14 protein-coding genes are annotated in these 19,118 nt (G+C 43.6%); 9 read left to right on the forward strand and 5 right to left on the reverse strand.

Going from position 1 to position 19,118, the window contains the following annotated elements:
* Positions 1-74 precede the first annotated feature (74 nt).
* Positions 75-1,853 carry a transporter gene (locus L3V33_RS18260; protein ID WP_017076740.1) on the reverse strand — a complete coding sequence of 593 codons (1,779 nt, stop codon included), beginning with the start codon at positions 1,851-1,853 and terminating at the stop codon, positions 75-77.
* A gap of 768 nt (positions 1,854-2,621) precedes the next feature.
* The gene (locus L3V33_RS18265; RefSeq protein WP_017110878.1) at positions 2,622-3,338 is read right to left on the reverse strand and encodes a FadR/GntR family transcriptional regulator; all 717 of its coding nucleotides are present in this window, start codon (positions 3,336-3,338) and stop codon (positions 2,622-2,624) included.
* A 265-nt stretch (positions 3,339-3,603) separates the two neighbouring features.
* Here L3V33_RS18265 and phnD point away from each other — a divergent pair, with 265 nt between their 5' ends.
* From phnD to phnE (L3V33_RS18285), 4 genes are all read left to right on the forward strand, one after another.
* Positions 3,604-4,560, forward strand: a complete 957-nt coding sequence (phnD, locus tag L3V33_RS18270; protein WP_237290989.1) for a phosphate/phosphite/phosphonate ABC transporter substrate-binding protein — start codon at positions 3,604-3,606, stop codon at positions 4,558-4,560.
* Between the two features lie 143 nt (positions 4,561-4,703).
* On the forward strand, positions 4,704-5,522 hold the full coding sequence (gene phnC, locus L3V33_RS18275) for a phosphonate ABC transporter ATP-binding protein (RefSeq protein WP_237290990.1): 819 nt from the start codon (positions 4,704-4,706) through the stop codon (positions 5,520-5,522).
* Positions 5,519-6,382 (forward strand): phosphonate ABC transporter, permease protein PhnE, encoded by an 864-nt coding sequence (gene phnE, locus L3V33_RS18280; protein WP_237290991.1) that lies wholly within the window; start codon positions 5,519-5,521, stop codon positions 6,380-6,382. The genes phnC and phnE (L3V33_RS18280) overlap by 4 nt, the downstream gene beginning before the upstream one ends.
* Before the next feature lie 10 nt (positions 6,383-6,392).
* Positions 6,393-7,223 (forward strand): phosphonate ABC transporter, permease protein PhnE, encoded by an 831-nt coding sequence (gene phnE, locus L3V33_RS18285; RefSeq protein ID WP_237290992.1) that lies wholly within the window; start codon positions 6,393-6,395, stop codon positions 7,221-7,223.
* An 83-nt stretch (positions 7,224-7,306) separates the two neighbouring features.
* On the opposite strand, the gene L3V33_RS18290 is transcribed toward phnE (L3V33_RS18285), so the two are convergent.
* The 3 genes from L3V33_RS18290 to L3V33_RS18300 all read right to left on the reverse strand — a co-directional run bounded on the left by L3V33_RS18290 (position 7,307) and on the right by L3V33_RS18300 (position 12,801).
* Complete coding sequence (locus tag L3V33_RS18290) at positions 7,307-8,143, reverse strand: fumarylacetoacetate hydrolase family protein (RefSeq protein WP_237290993.1); 837 nt, start codon at positions 8,141-8,143, stop codon at positions 7,307-7,309.
* 303 nt (positions 8,144-8,446) lie between these two features.
* On the reverse strand, positions 8,447-10,600 hold the full coding sequence (locus tag L3V33_RS18295; RefSeq protein ID WP_237290994.1) for a heparinase II/III family protein: 2,154 nt from the start codon (positions 10,598-10,600) through the stop codon (positions 8,447-8,449).
* Positions 10,601-10,602: 2 nt separating this feature from the next.
* Positions 10,603-12,801, reverse strand: a complete 2,199-nt coding sequence (locus L3V33_RS18300; protein ID WP_237290995.1) for a heparinase II/III family protein — start codon at positions 12,799-12,801, stop codon at positions 10,603-10,605.
* Between the two features lie 333 nt (positions 12,802-13,134).
* Here L3V33_RS18300 and L3V33_RS18305 point away from each other — a divergent pair, with 333 nt between their 5' ends.
* The 5 genes from L3V33_RS18305 to L3V33_RS18325 all read left to right on the forward strand — a co-directional run bounded on the left by L3V33_RS18305 (position 13,135) and on the right by L3V33_RS18325 (position 19,006).
* A complete protein-coding gene (locus tag L3V33_RS18305; RefSeq protein ID WP_004733502.1) occupies positions 13,135-13,470 on the forward strand; it encodes a cupin domain-containing protein in 336 nt (111 codons plus the stop codon).
* 34 nt (positions 13,471-13,504) lie between these two features.
* The gene (locus L3V33_RS18310; protein WP_237290996.1) at positions 13,505-14,437 is read left to right on the forward strand and encodes a sugar kinase; all 933 of its coding nucleotides are present in this window, start codon (positions 13,505-13,507) and stop codon (positions 14,435-14,437) included.
* A 73-nt stretch (positions 14,438-14,510) separates the two neighbouring features.
* Entirely contained in the window at positions 14,511-15,137 is a 627-nt protein-coding gene (locus L3V33_RS18315) for a bifunctional 4-hydroxy-2-oxoglutarate aldolase/2-dehydro-3-deoxy-phosphogluconate aldolase (RefSeq protein WP_237290997.1), read from the forward strand.
* Between the two features lie 1,046 nt (positions 15,138-16,183).
* Positions 16,184-17,950, forward strand: coding sequence for a transporter (locus L3V33_RS18320; RefSeq protein WP_065204781.1), 1,767 nt, complete (start codon positions 16,184-16,186; stop codon positions 17,948-17,950).
* Positions 17,951-18,241: 291 nt separating this feature from the next.
* Entirely contained in the window at positions 18,242-19,006 is a 765-nt protein-coding gene (locus tag L3V33_RS18325) for a transporter substrate-binding domain-containing protein (RefSeq protein WP_114633660.1), read from the forward strand.
* Positions 19,007-19,118 lie beyond the last annotated feature (112 nt).

Genomic DNA, 19,118 nt, shown 5'->3' on the forward strand with positions numbered 1-19,118 from the left:
TTTCCGGTTCCGCAGAATAAAAAATGCGACGCCCTTTCGAGTCGTCGCATTCTATTATAAACGTTTTCTATGTATTAGCTTTCTGTTACTGCTTTCGCTTGCTTGCCGCCGTCATCGACCGCTTTCACAAGTAGAACACCGACACCACCAACTATCACACCACATAAGATGAAGACTAGGCGTCCCCACATTGGGTTAGTAAGAAGAGCCATCAACATGATACCAACACCCGCTACCGCAATCAGTTTACCAAGCATTTGACGTTGTTTGTTATCCAACACTTTTTGCTCTGCTGATTCAGCTACTAATGGTGTATCTAAGTTGCCAAAGAACTTATCAACATCCGCTTGACGTTCTTTTGATAGAGGCTTGTAGAACATCGTAGATAGTACGAAGAAGCCACCAGTTAGCGTGATGTGAGCAATCAGACCAATCGCAACTTTAACATCAGACCATTCACGTCCTGTTAGAGTATCAAGACCAAACGCCGCTGCTACCATCTCTGCGTCGATAACAAAACCAACCACATAAGATACGATACCACCAACAACTAACGTACCCCAACCTGCCCAGTCCGGAGTTTTCTTGATGAAGAAACCAAGGAATGCAGGAATCGTCATTGGGAAGCCGATTAACGCACCTACGTACATCATCGTATCAAACAGGCTCAAACCTTTTAATGAGTTGATGAACTGTGCGATTAGGATAATAGCGAAACCAAATACCGCTGAAGTAATTTTAGATACGGTTACTAACTCTTTCTCTGATGCTTGACCTTTACGAACGATTGTTTCGTAGAAGTTCTTAACAAAGATACCTGAGTTACGGTTTAGACCAGAATCCATTGAAGACATTGTCGCTGCAAACATCGCGGCAACTAATAGACCAACCATACCTGCTGGCATGTACTCTTGTACGAAGTATAGGTAAGCAAAGTCACCCGCTTTTTTACCTGCATTCGGGTAAGCCGCTGATAAATCGACACCTTGGCCAGCAATGAACCAAGAAGGCATGAACCAAATAAACACACCACACAACATCAACACACAAGCAAGCAATGCAGCTTTCTTAGCATTCTTTGAATCTTTTGCTGCTAGGTAACGGTATGAGTTAAGCATGTTGTTCGTGATTGAGAACTGCTTAACGAAGATGAAGAATGCCCAAATCGTAAAGATGCTTAGGTAGTTGATGTTGTTGCCCCAAAGGAACGAACCACCATCTTGTACTGGGAAGTTGTTAACAATCTCACCAACACCGCCACCTTGAACAACCGCTACAACCGCACAAGTTACCGTTACCGCCATGATGATAACCATCTGCATGAAATCAGATGCGATTACCGCCCATGAACCACCCGTTACCGACATTGCCAATACCACTAGGCCAGTCACCCAGATAGTCATGTTCATGTCGAAACCGAAGATACCCGAAGCGATGATTGCCAATGCGTTTAACCAAACACCCGCAGATACCACTGAGTTCGGCATTGAAGACCAAGTGAATACTTGTTCGTTGGTTGCACCAAAACGCATACGAATCGCTTCGATTACCGTAACAACGCGAAGTTGACGGAATTTCGGCGCGAAGTACGCGTAGTTCATGAAGTAACCAAATGCGTTGGCTACGAAGATGACCGCTACAGCGAAACCATCGTTATACGCTTTACCTGCTGCACCGGTGAATGTCCATGCACTAAACTGGGTCATAAAGGCGGTTGCACCAACCATCCACCACAACATGTTACCGCCCCCGCGGAAGTAGTCACTAGTAGTACTTGTAAATGTTCTAAACATCCAACCTATCGCAATCAAGAATAGGAAATAAATGCCGACAATAATCGTGTTGAGTTCCATCGTGTATCCTTTGTCCGTTTTAATTTGTTACGAGGACTATAGGAAATTCGACCCTTTATTTGTAGTACAATAATCTAAATAAGTGATGGTGATCTTATTTTGATTGATTAAGTTAATTATATATATGACATAGGATGGAATATGGCTAATCCATTAAGGAAATTGTTAGGGTTTTAGGTAAAACCCCAAAAGATCAAACACTAAAAATAAATTAAACCTTAAAAACAACAACTTAAAATAAAAGTAAGACTTTGCACACTTATTAACAAATACAACCAAACACATATAAACATAAAGACCTCAAAAATAATAAAAGAGAATCCGTGACCAAACCCACATCATTCATCACACAATAAACCAGTGTTTTTTACGAAATCGAGCGGGTAATATCATTAGAATTCAATTTAAATATCTAAATATTAAATCCACGAACCCTGTTTGTTTAATCCCAGATTTAGAATACTTAGAGGTGAAAAATCCCGGCTGTCGCATAACTACTTGTCTGATACGGACAGTCTAAAAATGTGTTTAGAACGATGCTTGGGGATTATTACGTAGACGTTAAAAATAAGGCGGGTTGTAACGTGGAAGAATAGCTTAACAGACGTAGCGAAAAGACTGACCAAAAATAGTGCTACAGATAGTGCAACACGCGGCCTAAAAACCAAAAAAGGCATGCACTAGGCATACCTTTTAAAGTCGTTTATCCGAACGTGAGGATGTTCATCTCAAAGTGAGATGGCTCAGGTGCGCTTTAAATCATTTCTATTATGCTGTTGCCAAACGGTGGTTGGCATCTTGCAAGTGAACAGCAGAAGCAATTCTAGCCTTGTCACAATCACCGGCCATGATAGCTTCATAGATTCTGCGGTGTTCATTGATGCATGTGCTTCCCTCTTCAGAAGAATGCACGATGAAGTTAACGAACATAGTAGTCAGAATATTACCGAACGGTAGATAGAAGTCGTTACCGGTCGCATTGAAGATCAAGCTATGGAAACGAGTATCAATGTCTGTCCAACGTTCTTGGTCAAACACTTCAGCTTCATCCACTTCTACCATTTTTTGGAAGATCTCTGAAAGCTCGATACGTTGCTCAGCGGTCGCAAATTTTGCCGCTAGTGCACACGCTTCAGGTTCAATCGCACGGCGAAGACCTAAGAACTGTGAACAGAATTGGTCTACGTCGGTTAGACCGTCCATCCATTCAATCAGTTGAGGATCAAGGAAGTTCCAGTATGCGCGGTCGACTACACGAGTACCGATTTTCGGGCGGGACTCTAACAGACCTTTAGAGGTCAATAGTTTAACTGCTTCACGAAGTGCTGTTCGGCTGATACCAAACTGTTCACACAACGCCATTTCACCAGGAATAATAGAACCTTGTGGCAGTTCGCCAGACAAGATTCCACGAGCGATTTCACGAGCTACTTGCACGTGCAGGCTGCGCTTCGAGCCCGAAATTGAATTAAAAGTGGTAACCATAAGTTCACTTATTTTATATGTTATGTTTATGTATTATTTAAGGATCACTATAACAGTATTTCAACCTACAGCCAATTGAGTAAAATCCAAACGAATCACAGGCTATTAATTTAGTTGCCTAATCAAACACTTAGAAAGTATCTAATTCTACTCCGCTAGAAACATTATGTTACACCATTCATAAATCCGTCATCAAAAAGCATCGGTTCTGTCATCCTCGATTCCTATACTTCCTTCCAACAAATCACTCAATTGGACTGACATAATGAAACCGACAAAAACAAATCTCACGCTTAAAAGCGCTATTACTGCTGCGCTAATTTTTTCTGGTTCTGCATTAGCGATGGATACGCGATACGAAGACCGCTCTGGTAACTTGGTCGCCGATGTACCCCAAGATGAATCACAATGGGTGGATCCAAACACGCTAATTTTTGCTTACACGCCAGTTGAAGATCCAGCAGTATACGCTGATGTGTGGAGCGAGTTTTTGAGCCACCTTGAAAAAACAACGGAAAAAACGATTCGTTTCTTCCCTGTTCAAAATAACGCAGCTCAAATTGAAGCAATGCGTTCAGGTCGTCTACATATCGCAGGTTTCAACACTGGTTCAACGCCACTAGCAGTTAACTGTGCTGGCTTTGCTCCATTTACAATGATGGCGGCTGAAGATGGTTCTTTCGGTTACGAAATGGAAATCATCACGCACCCAGATTCAGGCATCGAAAAGGTTGAAGACCTAAAAGGCAAAAACCTAGCATTCACATCGCAAACGTCAAACTCTGGTTTCAAAGCCCCTTCTGCGATTCTGGACGCTGAATACCAGCTTCAACCTGAGCGTGATTTCAAACCGGCTTTCTCTGGCGCGCACGACAACTCAATTTTGGGTGTGGCACACAAAGATTACGACGCAGCAGCCGTAGCTAACTCAGTATTGAACCGTATGCTTTCACGTGAAGTTGTGAAAGAAGGTCAAATCAAGAGCATCTATAAGTCACAAACCTTCCCAACAACGGCTTACGGCACAGCGCACAACCTAACACCAGACCTTCAAGAGAAGATTCAAAAAGCGTTCTTCACTTTCGACTGGGAAGGCACCAAGCTTCAAGAAGAATTTGAGCGTAACGGTGAAGCGAAATTTGTTCCGATCACTTACCAAGAGCACTGGGAAGTGATCCGCACTATCGATACCGCTAATAAAGTGTCTTACACGTGTAGCTAAGTTCAACCGAACTAAAAAGCCAATTACACATTGATAAAACTAACTGCAGGCTTACGCGCCTGCAGTTACTCACCACTCTCAGCGGTTTGCTTCCGATTTCTGCCTCAGGCGAACTGTTAGTACACCGTCCTTATAGGAATTCTATGTCTACTCTTACCCTTAAAGGGCTTACCAAGCACTACTCCAGTTCTGATAAAGCCCTGACCAACGTTAGCTTGTCGGTGAATGCCGGCGAAGTCGTTGGATTGATTGGCCCATCTGGTGCGGGTAAATCAACGCTGATTCGCTGTATTAACCGACTAACCGAGCCCACCAGCGGCGAAGTTATCTTCTCCAACACCAACCTTGAGACATTGTCTAAGCGACAACTGAGACATTCACGACGTGAAATTGGGATGATTTTCCAAGAGTACGCATTGATTGAGCGCTTAACGGTCATGGAGAATGTGCTTTCAGGGCGTTTAGGTTACGTAAACTTCTGGCAAAGCTTTACTCGTCGTTTCCCAGAATCGGATATCCAAGCCGCTTATGCGCTACTCGACCGCGTTGGGTTATTAGAGCACGCCAATAAAAGAGCCGATGCCCTATCAGGTGGACAGCGCCAACGTGTAGGTATTGCTCGCGCACTCGCTCAGAAACCGAAATTACTGTTGATTGATGAACCAACGGCCGCGCTGGACCCACGTACAGCGCGCCAGATCATGCGATTGATTAGCGAGATTTGTTCAGAACAACAACTCCCTGCGATCATCAATATTCACGATGTTCAGTTAGCCAAACAGTTTGTGGATCGCGTTGTCGGCCTAAATGCAGGCTGTGTGGTATTTGATGACAAACCAACCTTGCTCACCGAAGACGTACTCACACAGATCTACGGTAAAGAGGATTGGAGCCAACAGGTAGAAGAAGAGGAAGATGACCTGATCATCACTCACCCTCATTTGTCTGAGGCAACAATATGACTCAGCCATATCCAAACCAAGCTCAGCATCATTCAAAGCTAGCTCAACAAAATCCCAAGTTAGATCAGAAATACCCGACACAGTGGACAAAGCCGCCACTTATATCCAACTCATGGTTGCGTTGGAGTTTGATCATCATCGTCGCGGTGTATTTATACCTTGCGACTCAATCAGTACACGTAAACTGGGCTCGAATCTACGAAGGCAGCGAACGCGGTTGGCAGTTCATTTTGGCTTTCATGAATCCAGATTTTGGCGGACGTTGGAACAACATATCACAAGGTTTGATTGAGAGCTTAACCATGACGCTCACGTCAACCGTGGCAGGTGTCATTCTCTCAATCCCATTCGGATTAGGCGCAGCCAAAAATCTTGCCCCTACTCCCGTTTATCTATTCTGCCGTGCGTTTATTTCGATCGCTCGTAGCTTACAAGAGATCATCGTTGCGATTCTGTGTGTGGCTCTGTTTGGCTTTGGTACGTTTGCGGGTTTTGTCACGCTGACATTCGCAACCATCGGCTTTCTCGCGAAATTGTTTGCCGATGAAATTGAAGCCATCGACCCAGCACCACTCACCGCAATGCGCGCAACTGGCGCGAGTTGGTTACAACAAGTGAACTATGCGATTCAAGCGCAGGTTATGCCACGCTTTATCGGGCTTTCGATGTACCGACTCGACATCAACTTTCGTGAGTCTGCCGTGATTGGCATTGTTGGCGCAGGGGGTATCGGCGCAACATTGAACACCGCGATGGACCGTTACGAATATAGCGCAGCGGCCGCTATTCTATTGATTATTATCGTGATCGTGATGTTGTGTGAATACCTATCGACCATCATCCGCAAGCATGTGCAGTAAGGAACGACCAATGAGCACGCTAAATGACACCTCTACAAGCTCCATGAATCGTACCCAATGGCAGCGTTACGACAGTAAACAGAGCCTGATGCTTTGGATTGGTTGGCTTTGCTTTGTTGCCCTGACGGTTTTTGCATGGCAAGTCATGAACAAGGACACGATTTGGTATTTTGTAACTGATTCACCCAACCAACTTGCTGATATTTCTTCACGTATGTGGCCGCCAAGATGGAGCTATTTAGAGTCACTTTGGAGCCCTTTGTGGGACACCATTAATATCGCAACACTTGGCACACTGTTAGGGATCGTACTGGCATTTCCAGTCGCGTTCTTAGCCGCACGTAACACAACGCCAAGCACAACGTTTATCAGGCCTATCGCACTGTTCATCATTGCGGCAAGTCGTTCAATCAACTCGCTAATTTGGGCGCTCCTGTTGGTGGCTATCATCGGCCCGGGGTTATTGGCCGGTATTATCGCGATTGCGCTACGCTCGATTGGCTTCGTAGCTAAGTTGATGTACGAAGCGATTGAAGAAGTGAACGTCACGCAAATGTCAGCGATTCAATCGACGGGGGCATCTCCACTACAAGTCTTGAACTACGGCATTCTTCCGCAAGTACTGCCAAGTTTCATCGGCACGAGCTTGTTCCGTTGGGACATCAATATTCGAGAGTCTACCGTCTTAGGTTTGGTGGGCGCTGGCGGTATCGGCTTAAAACTGCAAGAGTCGATGGCGATGCTGGCATGGCCTCAAGTAACGGTGATTTTCTTTGCGATTTTAGTGACAGTCGTCTTCTCTGAATGGTTAGCAGCCAAAGCAAGAAAAGCCTTTATCTAATCAATGCATCATGGATGTCTATCAAAGCCTACTTGCAGAGTAGGCTTTTTTGTTCATGGACAAACGATAAGCAGGTTTCAAAATTAGAAACGTATTTCATTAGTGACAGTCCCTACCCCTTTGATCGTGACCGACACTTGATCTTTATCAGACAATGCATGCGTTCTCCCCGGCGTACCCATGAACACTAGGTCACCCGGTTTTAAGGTAAAATAGTGGCTCAAATAACTGACGACTTTGCGCGGTTTGTGGATCATAAACGAGGTGTTCTCTTGCTGAACAATATCACCGTTAACACGCGTTGTAAGTTCGACATTGTTATAATCAATGCCTTTCACAATAGTGTGACCAATCGGTCCAAACCCATCCGATGCCTTGGCTCGCAACCACTGCAAATCACTGTTCTGCCAACTTCTTTCCGTTATATCATTACCCACCGCAACACCGAAAATTGCATCTTCTGCTTCTTCTTGACTGACTTTACTAATTTCTTTGCCAATCACGACCACCAGCTCACCTTCAAAATGCACATTCTGAGCATCAAAAGGGGCGTGAATTGTTTCACCCGATAAAATCAAAGAAGACGGCAGTTTCAAGAATAAAGGAGGCGGTAAATCAGGATGAGAAGCAGCATGACTCACGTAGTTCATACCAACGGCAAAGACTTTCTCTGGCTCAGTAGGAAGCAACAGTTCAACTGATTCAAGTGGAATCGAGGTTTTTTCAATTGAATATTTGCTAAAGATGTCACCATTGATTGGAAAAATAGCGCCTTTAACCAACTTTCCGTAGCTGTTTTTGTCTTGATAATGGTAACGCACGAATTGCTCTGTATTTACATTGTTTTGCGTGCTATCCGCAACAGCATAGGCGGAACAAGAAGCAGTAAGTATTATCGCCAACCCTTCAATTAACTTCATGATTTATCCTTAATTATTTCATTTCTAACACATACTGTAGCCTACACATCGACACCACATTGACTGTTATCAATTATTTAATACGTTCTCCTTCTCTGTTCACATTATTCCCTTTTCTACAGACATAAAAAAACCGAGCAACTCGCTATGAGTTACTCGGTTTGACTTATTCCCGATGTTTTCAGTCGTTGTTGGTTTCAACGAATGATTTTTCAATCACGACTGAATTTCAATGTGATACTTCGTTCCCGCAAAGCACCACATCAATACATGTCGTCGTTAAACGACATGTATGTTAATCATTTACAGTTGAGCAAATGATCCTTCCCACGAGTATGTCTCACCCGCGAACTCAACAGTGTGAGTTGCTTGCTGCGTGTCTTCAGCTTGGTTTGAAATACCATAGTGGTAAGTGTTGCCAGAAGTAGTCTGAATGCGAACAACAGTCCCGACACTGTTATCGCCCACAACAGACACTGATTTAACTAGACCACGAGCGCCTACAGAGGCTTCGATAGACTCGTTAAAGTAACCATGCGTTTCTAGTACAGAAGCAAACACGTGGTTTTGACCAGACTGACGTAAGATGAACGCAGGCTCACTCTTAAGGTTGAAGTCTGGATCGTTAGCACCAGTGCGAGCAAAAATAACTTCGCTGCCCGCATTAGCGCTGGTTACTAGGCTGTAGTAGCTGCTGTCATGTAGCCAGCTGACTAGAGAACCTTGTTCGTTCACTTTGCCTGAAGCAACGTTCCATAAGTGTTGGTAACCGTTGTCTTCACCTAATGGCTTAAGCGTTTTTTCCATGTTGTAATCGAAGTCAGTACGGATGATTTGACCAGAGTGGTGAACTGGCAAGTCGTACTGGTGCTCAGCGTCAGCTTCGATGCGGTAAACATCAATCACTAACGGCTTCTCGAACTCAGGAAGTTCAGCAAGAATCACGCTGCGTTGCATGTCTACGCCTGTGTAGTAATCAGAAATGGTTCCGCTCATGCCTTGTAGAGACTGGTCGTCTGCTACGAAGAAGTGCTTCTGACCAAACTTAGACTCAGCTAATGCTGTGTTGAAGTTGTTCTGCGTTTTCTGATCAACCGTTACTGTGTTGTGAGCAACCGTCTGCTTACAGTAAGACTTGTTCTCTGGAATGTAACGACCGCCAAATTTAGGCTCAACGTTTACCCAGCGACCGAAGCCGTAATCGTGCAGTACTTCGTGGCCACGGTTGAATACGCTTAGGTGCAAGCCATCATAGTGACCGTGGTCTAGTGCAGAGTGGTACTGGTGATCGCTGCCGTGTTGACCGAACCAGATCAACGCCATGGTGTCGTCGTCTTTCTCATCACGGTGACGAAGAATGCTAACGCCGCCTTTCTCACCTTCAGGGCCGTCTGTAACGAACAGGCTACCCCAGTTAAATGGTGTGATTTCATCAGCTGCTTCAACAGCGTCAGACAATGTTTTACCTGAAGCATGAACCCAAACGTTTTGTTGGTGGTTAGCCATACCAAGCAGAGTTTCAGTCTGTTCGTAACGGTGGTAACACACAGACGTTGCCATGATAACGCCTTCATCGTTGATAGAGATTGTCTTCGATGAATCGTTCAGAGCTGGCAATGTACCGTCTGGGAATGCCGTTTTGAATACAGAGTAAGACGTTGTCTTGATCACTGAATCGTTGAATTCATAGATACCAACTTCAGGCTGACGACGTTCAATCGCTTCTGCGAACAGGTAGATTGGACGTAGAGAGAAACGGTGGTAGTAAGGACCTTCCATGTAGTAGCCGTCTGGCGAAAACAGTTGGTCAAGTTGCGCTAAGAAACCGCCGCTTACTTTGTCTAGTTTCAGGCCGTATAGTGCTTTGTCTACAGATTCTTGGTCGTTGATTGCGTAACCACAGATACCTACCGCTGCCACTGCCCATAAGCCGTGGTTGTGCACGATATCGAAGTCGTGTGCGTAAGTAACAACGAACATTTCGATCATTTGCTTCAGAAGATCGTCTTCGATCAGACGCTTTTGCTCTTCAGAGATAGTGTGGTAGATGCAGCTGTACGCACAAGAAGCGTAAAGCATCCACATGTTCTCGTTCAACGTTTGGTGGAACAGCTTACCCGGAGGGTTAGAGTCACGACTTACGTTGCTTTCAAGTGTTGGGTATACCGTCGCGTACGCAGTTAGCATATCAACGATGTAATCACGGTACTTTGTTTCCTCAGTGATAAGGAACAAACGGCCCGCTAGATCCATGTGGATGTAGTTTTGCTTATGACGGTTATGTTCGTAACCGCCGCCTTCACCGTGACCTGGTACTTCAATGCCAACTTCCGCCATGTAAGCGTCAGTTTGTTTAATATCGCGAGTCAATGCGTTACCTAAAAGGCTATCCTTGCCAAGTTCTTTACGAAGCTCTGCTGCTTCATCAAAGTTAAGTAAAAGTGGTTGATAGCTCATTATTATTTCCCCTGCTCTGCTGTGCTTGCTAATTCTGGGTTTAAAATTGTTTCTACTGAGTAGAAGCCTGTCCAGCTGTATACTTTGCCGTTCAGTTCTACTTTGTGTTCAGTGCTGTCAGTTGCGCCAAGTTGGTTGCTGATCATCACTGTCACGTTTGATTTCTCTGTGGTGATCTCAACTACCGAACCGACATTGGTGTGAGCCACAACATTGATGTTTTTAACTACACCACGTGCATTAACTGATTGCTCGAATTCTTCATTGAAGTAACCGTGCGTTTCAACAACAGAAGCAAACAGTGTTGTTTCTCCTTTGCTACGTAGAATGAACGCAGGCTCTGAACGTAGGTTGAAGCTTGGATCGTTAGCGCCTGTTCGAGTAAAAATCACTTCAGCATTGTCGTTAGACGTTGCACCTAGCCACGTGTAGTAAGTGTTGTTTTGTAGCCAGCTTACAAGTGCTGTGCCCTTCACTTCACCGCTTGCCACGTTCCATAAGTGTTGGTAACCGAAATCGTCACCTAGAGTGTTCAGCTCTTTGTTTGCTTGGTATTCGAAGTTAGTACGAACAATCTGACCTTGATATTGGTGTGAGTAGTCGTATTGATGTTCGCCTTCGCCGCCTTTCTCAGAATCTAAACGATAAAAGTCTAATAGTAGCGGAGATTCTAATTCTTCAAGGTTTAGCATGAACACGCTGCGTTGCATGTCAAAGCCTTGGTAGTGATCGTTAGCAAATGCACTCATACCGTTGATTTGCTCGTCTTCTACTTTAAAGAAGTGAGGTAAACCGTGTACTGAGTCTGCACGTTCAACATCAAAGTTGTTCTGACATTTTTCATCAATCGTTACTGCGTTGTGAGCAATCGTTTGACGAGCGTAAGATTTGTTTTCGTCTAGGTAACGGCCGCCGAATTTAGGCTCAACGTTCACCCAACGACAGAAGCCGTATTCACGCAGGACTTCTTGACCACGGTTGAAGAAAGAAATGCCCAGCGTATCGAAGTTGCCGTGACCCATACCGTGTTGACCGTAGTTCATCACTAGCTGAGAAACGTCGCCTTTCTTATCCTGCATGCGGATAAAACCTTGTGCGCCGTTGTGACCTTGAGGGCCTTCGTTCAACTCAACACTTGGCCAGAAAGGCATGCCGATTTCTTTCTCAGCAGAAGCGGCTTCGTAGGCTTTAGATAACTCAAGACCACATGGATGCATCCATACTGCGTCTTGAATCTTCGCCATACCGAGAATGTTTTGGTCTACGCCGTTTTCAGAAGAGTAATGCTTGCTGTAAACACTGACGGCAACTTGAACACCCATGTCTGTGATACCCATAGTACGAGAAGCATCATTCAGAGCCGGGAACTCACCGTTCGGGTAAGCCGTCGCAAGCATCGCTTGTACTGTGTTGCCAATCACGCCGCCTTTGTAGTTGTAGATATCAACTTCAGGCATGTGGCGGTGAATCACTTCAGCGAACACACACGTTGGGCGAATCGCATAACGGTGGTAGTAAGGGCCTTCCATGTAGTAACCAGAAGGTGCAAACAGTTGAGAAACTTGCGCTAAGAAACCGCCAGTGTCGTTACGGTCGATGCCGTACACTGACATTTCAAGGTACTCACGCTTGCCTAAAGCAAGACCACAGATACCGACAGCGGCTACTGCCCAAATACCGTGGTTGTGAATGCGGTCGAAGTCGTGTGCGTATTTAACGGTGAACATTTCTAGCATTGGTTCGAAAATGCGAGACTCAATGTTGTCACGTTGTTCTTGTGTCAGTGTTGAAGCAACACAAGAGTAAGCTAAGCTTGAGAACATTAACCAGCAGTGTTCGTTCAGAATTTGGTGGAACAAACGGCCGGTAGGGTTGGTGTTTTTCTGTACGTGGTAATCAAACGTTAGATATTTGTCTGCGTACTCTTCTAGTAATTCTGTAACAAAGTCAGCGTACTTTTGCTCTTTAGTGATCAAGAACATGCGACCAGCTAGATTCATGTACGTGTAATTTTGCTTATGGCGGTTATGTTCGTAACCCCCTGCTTCACCGTGACCTGGAACATCAATAGGTAAACGCATGAATGCTTCTAGGTCTTTCGCGTTCGCTGCAATGGTTTTGCCCATTAAGCTAGAACGGCCCACTTCAAGGTGAAGCTGCTCGATTTCAGCTTCAGTCAACAATACTGGTTTAGTCGTCATATTCTTTGTCACCCTCAATAAAGAGTTTATCTGCTTAAACTTTGATTAAATTCTCAAACTCCATATAAAGTAATACAATAAGAGCTTTAATTATACCTATTCGTTACCAAATGATGATTAGAGTCACACAATCAACCGTAAGTCATTGATGTGAATGACTAATGATAAATATCGGTCATTTATTAAGTTATTGATTTATTTACGCTATATAAAGTATCGCTTGATCAATATCACACAAATTTAGATATATTGTATTACAATTGAGCTCATTCCCTTATGATGGATGCAAGTTAAGTAACACTTAAAAGATTTAAACAGATTAGGAGATACACAATGAACTCTTTCTTTATCCTAGATGAAAACCCATGGGAAGAACTTGGTGGCGGCATTAAGCGTAAAATCGTTGCTTACACTGACGATCTTATGGCTGTACACCTATGTTTTGATAAGGGCGCGATTGGTCACCCTCATACTCACGAAATTCACGACCAAATCGGTTATGTTGTTCGTGGTAGCTTCGAAGCTGAAATCGACGGCGAGAAGAAAGTGCTTAAAGAGGGCGATGCTTACTTCGCTCGTAAACACATGATGCACGGTGCGGTTGCACTAGAACAAGACAGCATCCTTCTTGATATCTTCAACCCTGCGCGTGAAGATTTCCTAAAATAATAACTAGCGCAACCTCAGTTGCTAAGGTAAGCATATGAAATCATTAAACATCGCGGTCATTGGCGAGTGCATGGTTGAGCTACAAAAGAAACAAGACGGGCTTAAACAAAGTTTTGGTGGCGATACGCTGAATACTGCACTTTACTTGTCACGCTTAACAAAAGAGCAAGATATCCAAACAAGCTATGTAACCGCACTAGGCACTGACCCATTCAGCGTCAACATGTTGAAAAATTGGCAAGCTGAAGGTATCGATACAAGCTTAGTGGCTCAGCTCGATCACAAACAACCAGGGCTTTATTACATCGAGACCGATGAAACTGGTGAACGCAGCTTCCATTACTGGCGTAGTGATGCTGCGGCGAAGTTCATGTTTGATCAGGAAGACACGCCTGCTCTTCTTGATAAGCTGTTCTCTTTTGACGCGGTTTACTTAAGTGGTATTACGCTGGCAATCTTGACAGAAAATGGTCGCATGCAGCTATTCAACTTCTTAGACAAATTCAAAGCTCAAGGCGGCCAAGTATTCTTCGACAATAACTACCGTCCTAAACTTTGGGAAAGCCAACAAGAAGCGATTTCTTGGTACTTGAAAATGCTTAAGTACACAGATACGGCTCTGCTGACGTTTGATGATGAGCAAGAGCTATACGGTGACGAAAGCATTGAACAATGTATTACACGTACGTCTGAGTCTGGTGTGAAAGAGATCGTCATTAAACGTGGCGCGAAAGACTGCTTAGTGGTTGAAAGCCAAAGCGCTCAGTACGTTGCACCCAACCCTGTAGACAAAATCGTTGATACTACCGCAGCTGGCGACTCGTTCAGTGCAGGCTTCTTGGCCAAGCGCTTGAGCGGCGGTAGTGCTCGTGATGCTGCATTTGCAGGTCATATTGTGGCAGGAACCGTGATTCAGCATCCAGGTGCTATCATTCCTCTAGAAGCGACGCCTGATCTGTCTCTATAATTACGCACTTTAACTATTAATCAAGGGTTTGCTTAGTTGAAAGCAGGCCCACATTTGACGTGAGAAATAATTCATGACGACATTAAATGAACAACTAGAAAACCTAAAAGTAATCCCTGTAATCGCTATCAACCGTGCTGAAGACGCTATCCCTCTAGGTAAAGCGTTGGTTGAAAACGGTATGCCATGTGCAGAAATCACACTGCGTACAGAATGTGCAATCGAAGCGATTCGCATCATGCGTAAAGAATTCCCAGACATGCTAATCGGTTCAGGCACTGTACTGACTAACGAGCAAGTTGACGCATCTATCGAAGCTGGCGTTGATTTCATCGTAAGCCCAGGTTTTAACCCACGAACTGTTCAATACTGTATCGACAAAGGTGTTGCAATCGTACCGGGTGTTAACAACCCAAGCCTAGTTGAGCAAGCAATGGAAATGGGCCTTCGCACGTTGAAGTTCTTCCCTGCTGAGCCTTCAGGCGGTACTGGTATGCTTAAAGCACTAACAGCAGTTTACCCTGTTAAATTCATGCCTACTGGTGGCGTAAGCTTGAAGAATGTTGATGAATACCTATCGATCCCTTCTGTTCTTGCGTGTGGCGGTACTTGGATGGTTCCAACTAACCTTATCGACGAAGGTAAGTGGGACGAACTAGGCAAGCTTGTTCGTGACGCAGTTGATCACGTTAACGCTTAATCTATTTTAGATTTGGTGATAAAGCCTCACTTCGGTGGGGCTTTTTGTTATCTGAGGTTTTTCAATAACTGGATTTTGTTATCTAGATCTTTTGGGTAACTGAAGTTTGATAGTTGATAGTTGATAGTTGATAGTTTGAAGCTGTTACCTGAAAAGCACAATGCTCAAACAAGTTAAGACCTCTACAATACATTCCCGTTTATCAGGCCATCCACCAGCTTTGTGACTGGTAATTTGTAATTTTGTGCATATGCTATTTCACTTCGCTAGAACGACTTACACGACCTGACAAACACTCTAAGCACTCACTTATGTAATCTAACTCACTCGACTCATATCGTATCTTGAGCCCTGTATCGACACATCCGCCCTTCTTAGTCAATAAGCATACAAAACTCTTTCATATGCTTAGAAATCGCCATGAAGCAATACAAGGCTTATGGTTGTGTTATCGCTTATCGAATATTAGTTATTGGGCTATTGAGTATTGAGTATTGAGTATGATTCTCGCTGTTGCCGACTCCAATTTCGAGCGGTTGGACAAACCAAGACCCTAAACACCAGAACAGCAGAACAGCAGAAAAATTGAGTGGATAAATCGCGTAGATAAATAGTACGGATAAATAATGAGCAATTCAGGGCGTGAAATAGAAAATAGCGACATAAAAACAATAAGCTACACTTAAATGCTAGAAACAATATTTTGCGATTTAGTACAGAGATTTAACGTGAATCCCGTCGCACAACCACGTTCAGTTGTAGCACATTTGTTACGGTTATAATTAAAATCTTATAAATAAGGTAAACTAAAGCCTTATTACTTATATTGTAATACATATAAACATTTAACCTTCAATTTACCTTGGATCTAGAGCAATTCATAAAAACAATTAAAGGCAATAAAAACAATAGTTTAATCCAACTTGTCGTGTGTACTAAAAAATCAATGCGACCTAGATCATACTAAAGACATATTGTAGTACAAATAAACCTTTGGACGCGTTAATCTAAGCCCAGTTAATTATGATATTTAAAAGGCTGAAAAGATGACTATTGATACTTTTGTTGTTCTCGCCTACTTCTTCTTTTTAATCGCTATTGGTTGGATGTTCCGTAAGTTCACCACGTCGACTAGTGATTACTTCAGAGGGGGCGGCAAAATGTTGTGGTGGATGGTTGGTGCAACCGCCTTCATGACACAGTTTTCAGCATGGACGTTTACTGGAGCCGCAGGACGCGCATTCTCCGATGGTTTTGTTATTGTAATTCTGTTCTTAGCCAATGCATTTGGTTATTTCATGAACTACATGTACTTTGCCCCAAAGTTCCGTCAACTTCGTGTTGTAACCGCGATTGAAGCAATCAGACAGCGTTTTGGTAAAACTTCAGAGCAGTTCTTTACTTGGTTCGGTATGCCGGACAGCCTAATTTCTGCAGGTATTTGGCTAAATGGTCTAGCAATCTTTGTTGCTGCTGTATTTAATATCCCTATGGAAACCACCATCATCTTCACCGGTGCTGTGTTAGTCATCATGTCGGTAACTGGTGGGTCTTGGGCCGTTGTCGCATCTGACTTCATGCAAATGCTAGTTATCATGGCGGTTACGATCACTTGTGCGGTTGCTGCTTACTTCCACGGTGGTGGCATTACGAACATTGTTGATAATTTCCAAGGTGACTTCATGTTGGGGAATAACCTCAACTATGTAAGTGTATTCGTACTATGGGTTGTTTTCATCTTTGTGAAGCAGTTCGGTGTAATGAATAACAGTATCAATGCTTATCGTTATTTATGTGCTAAAGACAGTGAAAATGCGCGTAAAGCGGCAGGCTTAGCATGTATCCTAATGGTTGTTGGCCCTCTTATCTGGTTCCTACCACCTTGGTACGTAAGTGCATTCATGCCTGATTTCGCATTGGAGTACGCTTCAATGGGTGATAAAGCGGGTGATGCTGCTTACCTAGCATTCGTACAAAACGTAATGCCAGCAGGTATGGTTGGTCTATTAATGTCTGCGATGTTCGCTGCAACAATGTCTTCTATGGATTCAGGTTTGAACCGTAACGCTGGCATCTTTGTAATGAACTTCTATAGCCCTGTTCTTCGCAAGAATGCAGAGCAAAAAGAACTCGTGATTGTAAGTAAGCTAACGACAATTCTGATGGGTATAATCATTATCTCGATTGGCCTATACATTAACTCGTTACGTCACTTAAGCTTATTTGATATCGTAATGAACGTGGGTGCATTAATTGGCTTCCCAATGCTTATTCCAATCTTCCTAGGTATGATTATTCGTAAAACACCAGATTGGTCGGCTTGGACTACATTGATTGTCGGTGGTTTTGTTTCTTACATCTTTGGTATTTCTCTACAAGCAGAAGATATTGAACACCTATTTGGTTTAGAGCAACAATTGACTGGTCGTGAGTGGGCTGATCTTAAAGTTGGCTTAAGCTTAGCTGCACACGTAATCTTTACTGGTGGCTTCTTCTTAGCAACTCAATTCTTCTATAAACCTTTATCAACTGAGCGTGAGAAAGAAGTTGATACATTGTTTACTAACTGGAATACACCACTTGTTGCTGAAGGTGAAGAGCAACAAAACCTAGATACTAAACAGCGTTCAATGCTTGGTAAGCTTATCAGCACAGCAGGTTTCGGTATTCTAGCAATGGCTCTAATTCCAAACGAACCAACAGGACGCTTGTTGTTCTTACTATGTGGTTCGATGGTACTAACCGTTGGTATCCTACTGGTTAATGCATCTAAAGGTCCGGCTAAGATGAACAACGAGTCAGTTGCTAAGTAGCTAAACAGCTAAACAGCTAAACAGCTAAAATAAACAGCTAAAATAAGCAGCTAACAAGTTAAACCAATAATGAAGCCCATGTTACTCATTCGAGAACATGGGCTTTTTGTTGCCTACGATTTATCAAAATAGAACTTAATACGTACATGCCTCTATTTTCAAGACTCTATGCAAATCCCCTAACCTTCCCTCGGTGTTCATCTTCTTGACAATCATTTCCAATGGTTTGATCTCTTTCTGCTTTTCTTTCTGTTACTTTTAACAACTAGACAAACACAACAGATAATTACAATGAAAAAAACATCACTATTACTTGCTTCCATTACTCTGGCACTTTCTGGTGTAGCACAAGCTGACCAGCTAGAAGATATTCAAAAGTCAGGCACACTTCGTGTCGGCACCACCGGCGACTACAAACCTTTTTCTTACTTCGACGGCAAAACCTACTCTGGTTATGATATTGACGTAGCTAAACATGTTGCAGAGCAGCTGGGCGTTGAATTACAGATTGTTCGTACCACATGGAAAGATCTACTGACCGATCTAAACAGCGATAAATACGACATCGCGATGGGCGGTATCACGCGTAAAATGCAGCGTCAGTTAAACGCAGAACAAACTCAAGGCTACATGACCTTTGGTAAGTGTTTCTTAGTTGCGAAAGGCAAAGCAGAACAATACAACAGCATTGAGAAAGTGAACCTTTCTTCGGTGCGTGTTGGCGTTAATATTGGAGGGACTAACGAGATTTTTGCGGATGCTAACTTGCAAGACGCGAGCTTTACACGTTACGAGAACAACCTAGACGTTCCGCAAGCCGTTGCGGAAGGTAAAGTTGATGTGATGGTGACAGAAACCCCTGAAGGTCTGTTCTATCAAGTGACTGATGAACGTCTTGAAGCTGCTCGCTGTGAAACACCGTTCACCAACAGCCAATTCGGTTATCTGATACCAAAAGGTGAACAACGTTTGTTGAACACGGTGAACTTCATTATGGATGAAATGAAATTGAAAGGCGTTGAAGAAGAGTTCCTAATCCACAACTCGCTAAAATAATCTTGTTGTGGTTTATACAGAGCAAAAAAATAGGCCAGCATTGCTGGCCTATTTCGTTTGGTTTTGTGGTTCGCCTTTAGTTTAATCGTTAGATTCTAATACCTAGGGCGCG

Origin of the sequence: Vibrio sp. A2-1, from assembly GCF_021728355.1 — a bacterium.
Lineage (GTDB): Bacteria > Pseudomonadota > Gammaproteobacteria > Enterobacterales > Vibrionaceae > Vibrio > Vibrio splendidus_K.

Excerpts from the sequence above, each read along its gene's own strand:
- L3V33_RS18260 (WP_017076740.1), bottom strand. The coding sequence starts at position 1,853 with ATGGAACTCAACACGATTATTGTCGGCATTTATTTCCTATTCTTGATT.
- L3V33_RS18265 (WP_017110878.1), bottom strand. The coding sequence starts at position 3,338 with ATGGTTACCACTTTTAATTCAATTTCGGGCTCGAAGCGCAGCCTGCAC.
- phnD (WP_237290989.1), top strand. The coding sequence starts at position 3,604 with ATGAAACCGACAAAAACAAATCTCACGCTTAAAAGCGCTATTACTGCT.
- phnC (WP_237290990.1), top strand. The coding sequence starts at position 4,704 with ATGTCTACTCTTACCCTTAAAGGGCTTACCAAGCACTACTCCAGTTCT.
- phnE (WP_237290991.1), top strand. The coding sequence starts at position 5,519 with ATGACTCAGCCATATCCAAACCAAGCTCAGCATCATTCAAAGCTAGCT.
- phnE (WP_237290992.1), top strand. The coding sequence starts at position 6,393 with ATGAGCACGCTAAATGACACCTCTACAAGCTCCATGAATCGTACCCAA.
- L3V33_RS18290 (WP_237290993.1), bottom strand. The coding sequence starts at position 8,143 with ATGAAGTTAATTGAAGGGTTGGCGATAATACTTACTGCTTCTTGTTCC.
- L3V33_RS18295 (WP_237290994.1), bottom strand. The coding sequence starts at position 10,600 with ATGAGCTATCAACCACTTTTACTTAACTTTGATGAAGCAGCAGAGCTT.
- L3V33_RS18300 (WP_237290995.1), bottom strand. The coding sequence starts at position 12,801 with ATGACGACTAAACCAGTATTGTTGACTGAAGCTGAAATCGAGCAGCTT.
- L3V33_RS18305 (WP_004733502.1), top strand. The coding sequence starts at position 13,135 with ATGAACTCTTTCTTTATCCTAGATGAAAACCCATGGGAAGAACTTGGT.
- L3V33_RS18310 (WP_237290996.1), top strand. The coding sequence starts at position 13,505 with ATGAAATCATTAAACATCGCGGTCATTGGCGAGTGCATGGTTGAGCTA.
- L3V33_RS18315 (WP_237290997.1), top strand. The coding sequence starts at position 14,511 with ATGACGACATTAAATGAACAACTAGAAAACCTAAAAGTAATCCCTGTA.
- L3V33_RS18320 (WP_065204781.1), top strand. The coding sequence starts at position 16,184 with ATGACTATTGATACTTTTGTTGTTCTCGCCTACTTCTTCTTTTTAATC.
- L3V33_RS18325 (WP_114633660.1), top strand. The coding sequence starts at position 18,242 with ATGAAAAAAACATCACTATTACTTGCTTCCATTACTCTGGCACTTTCT.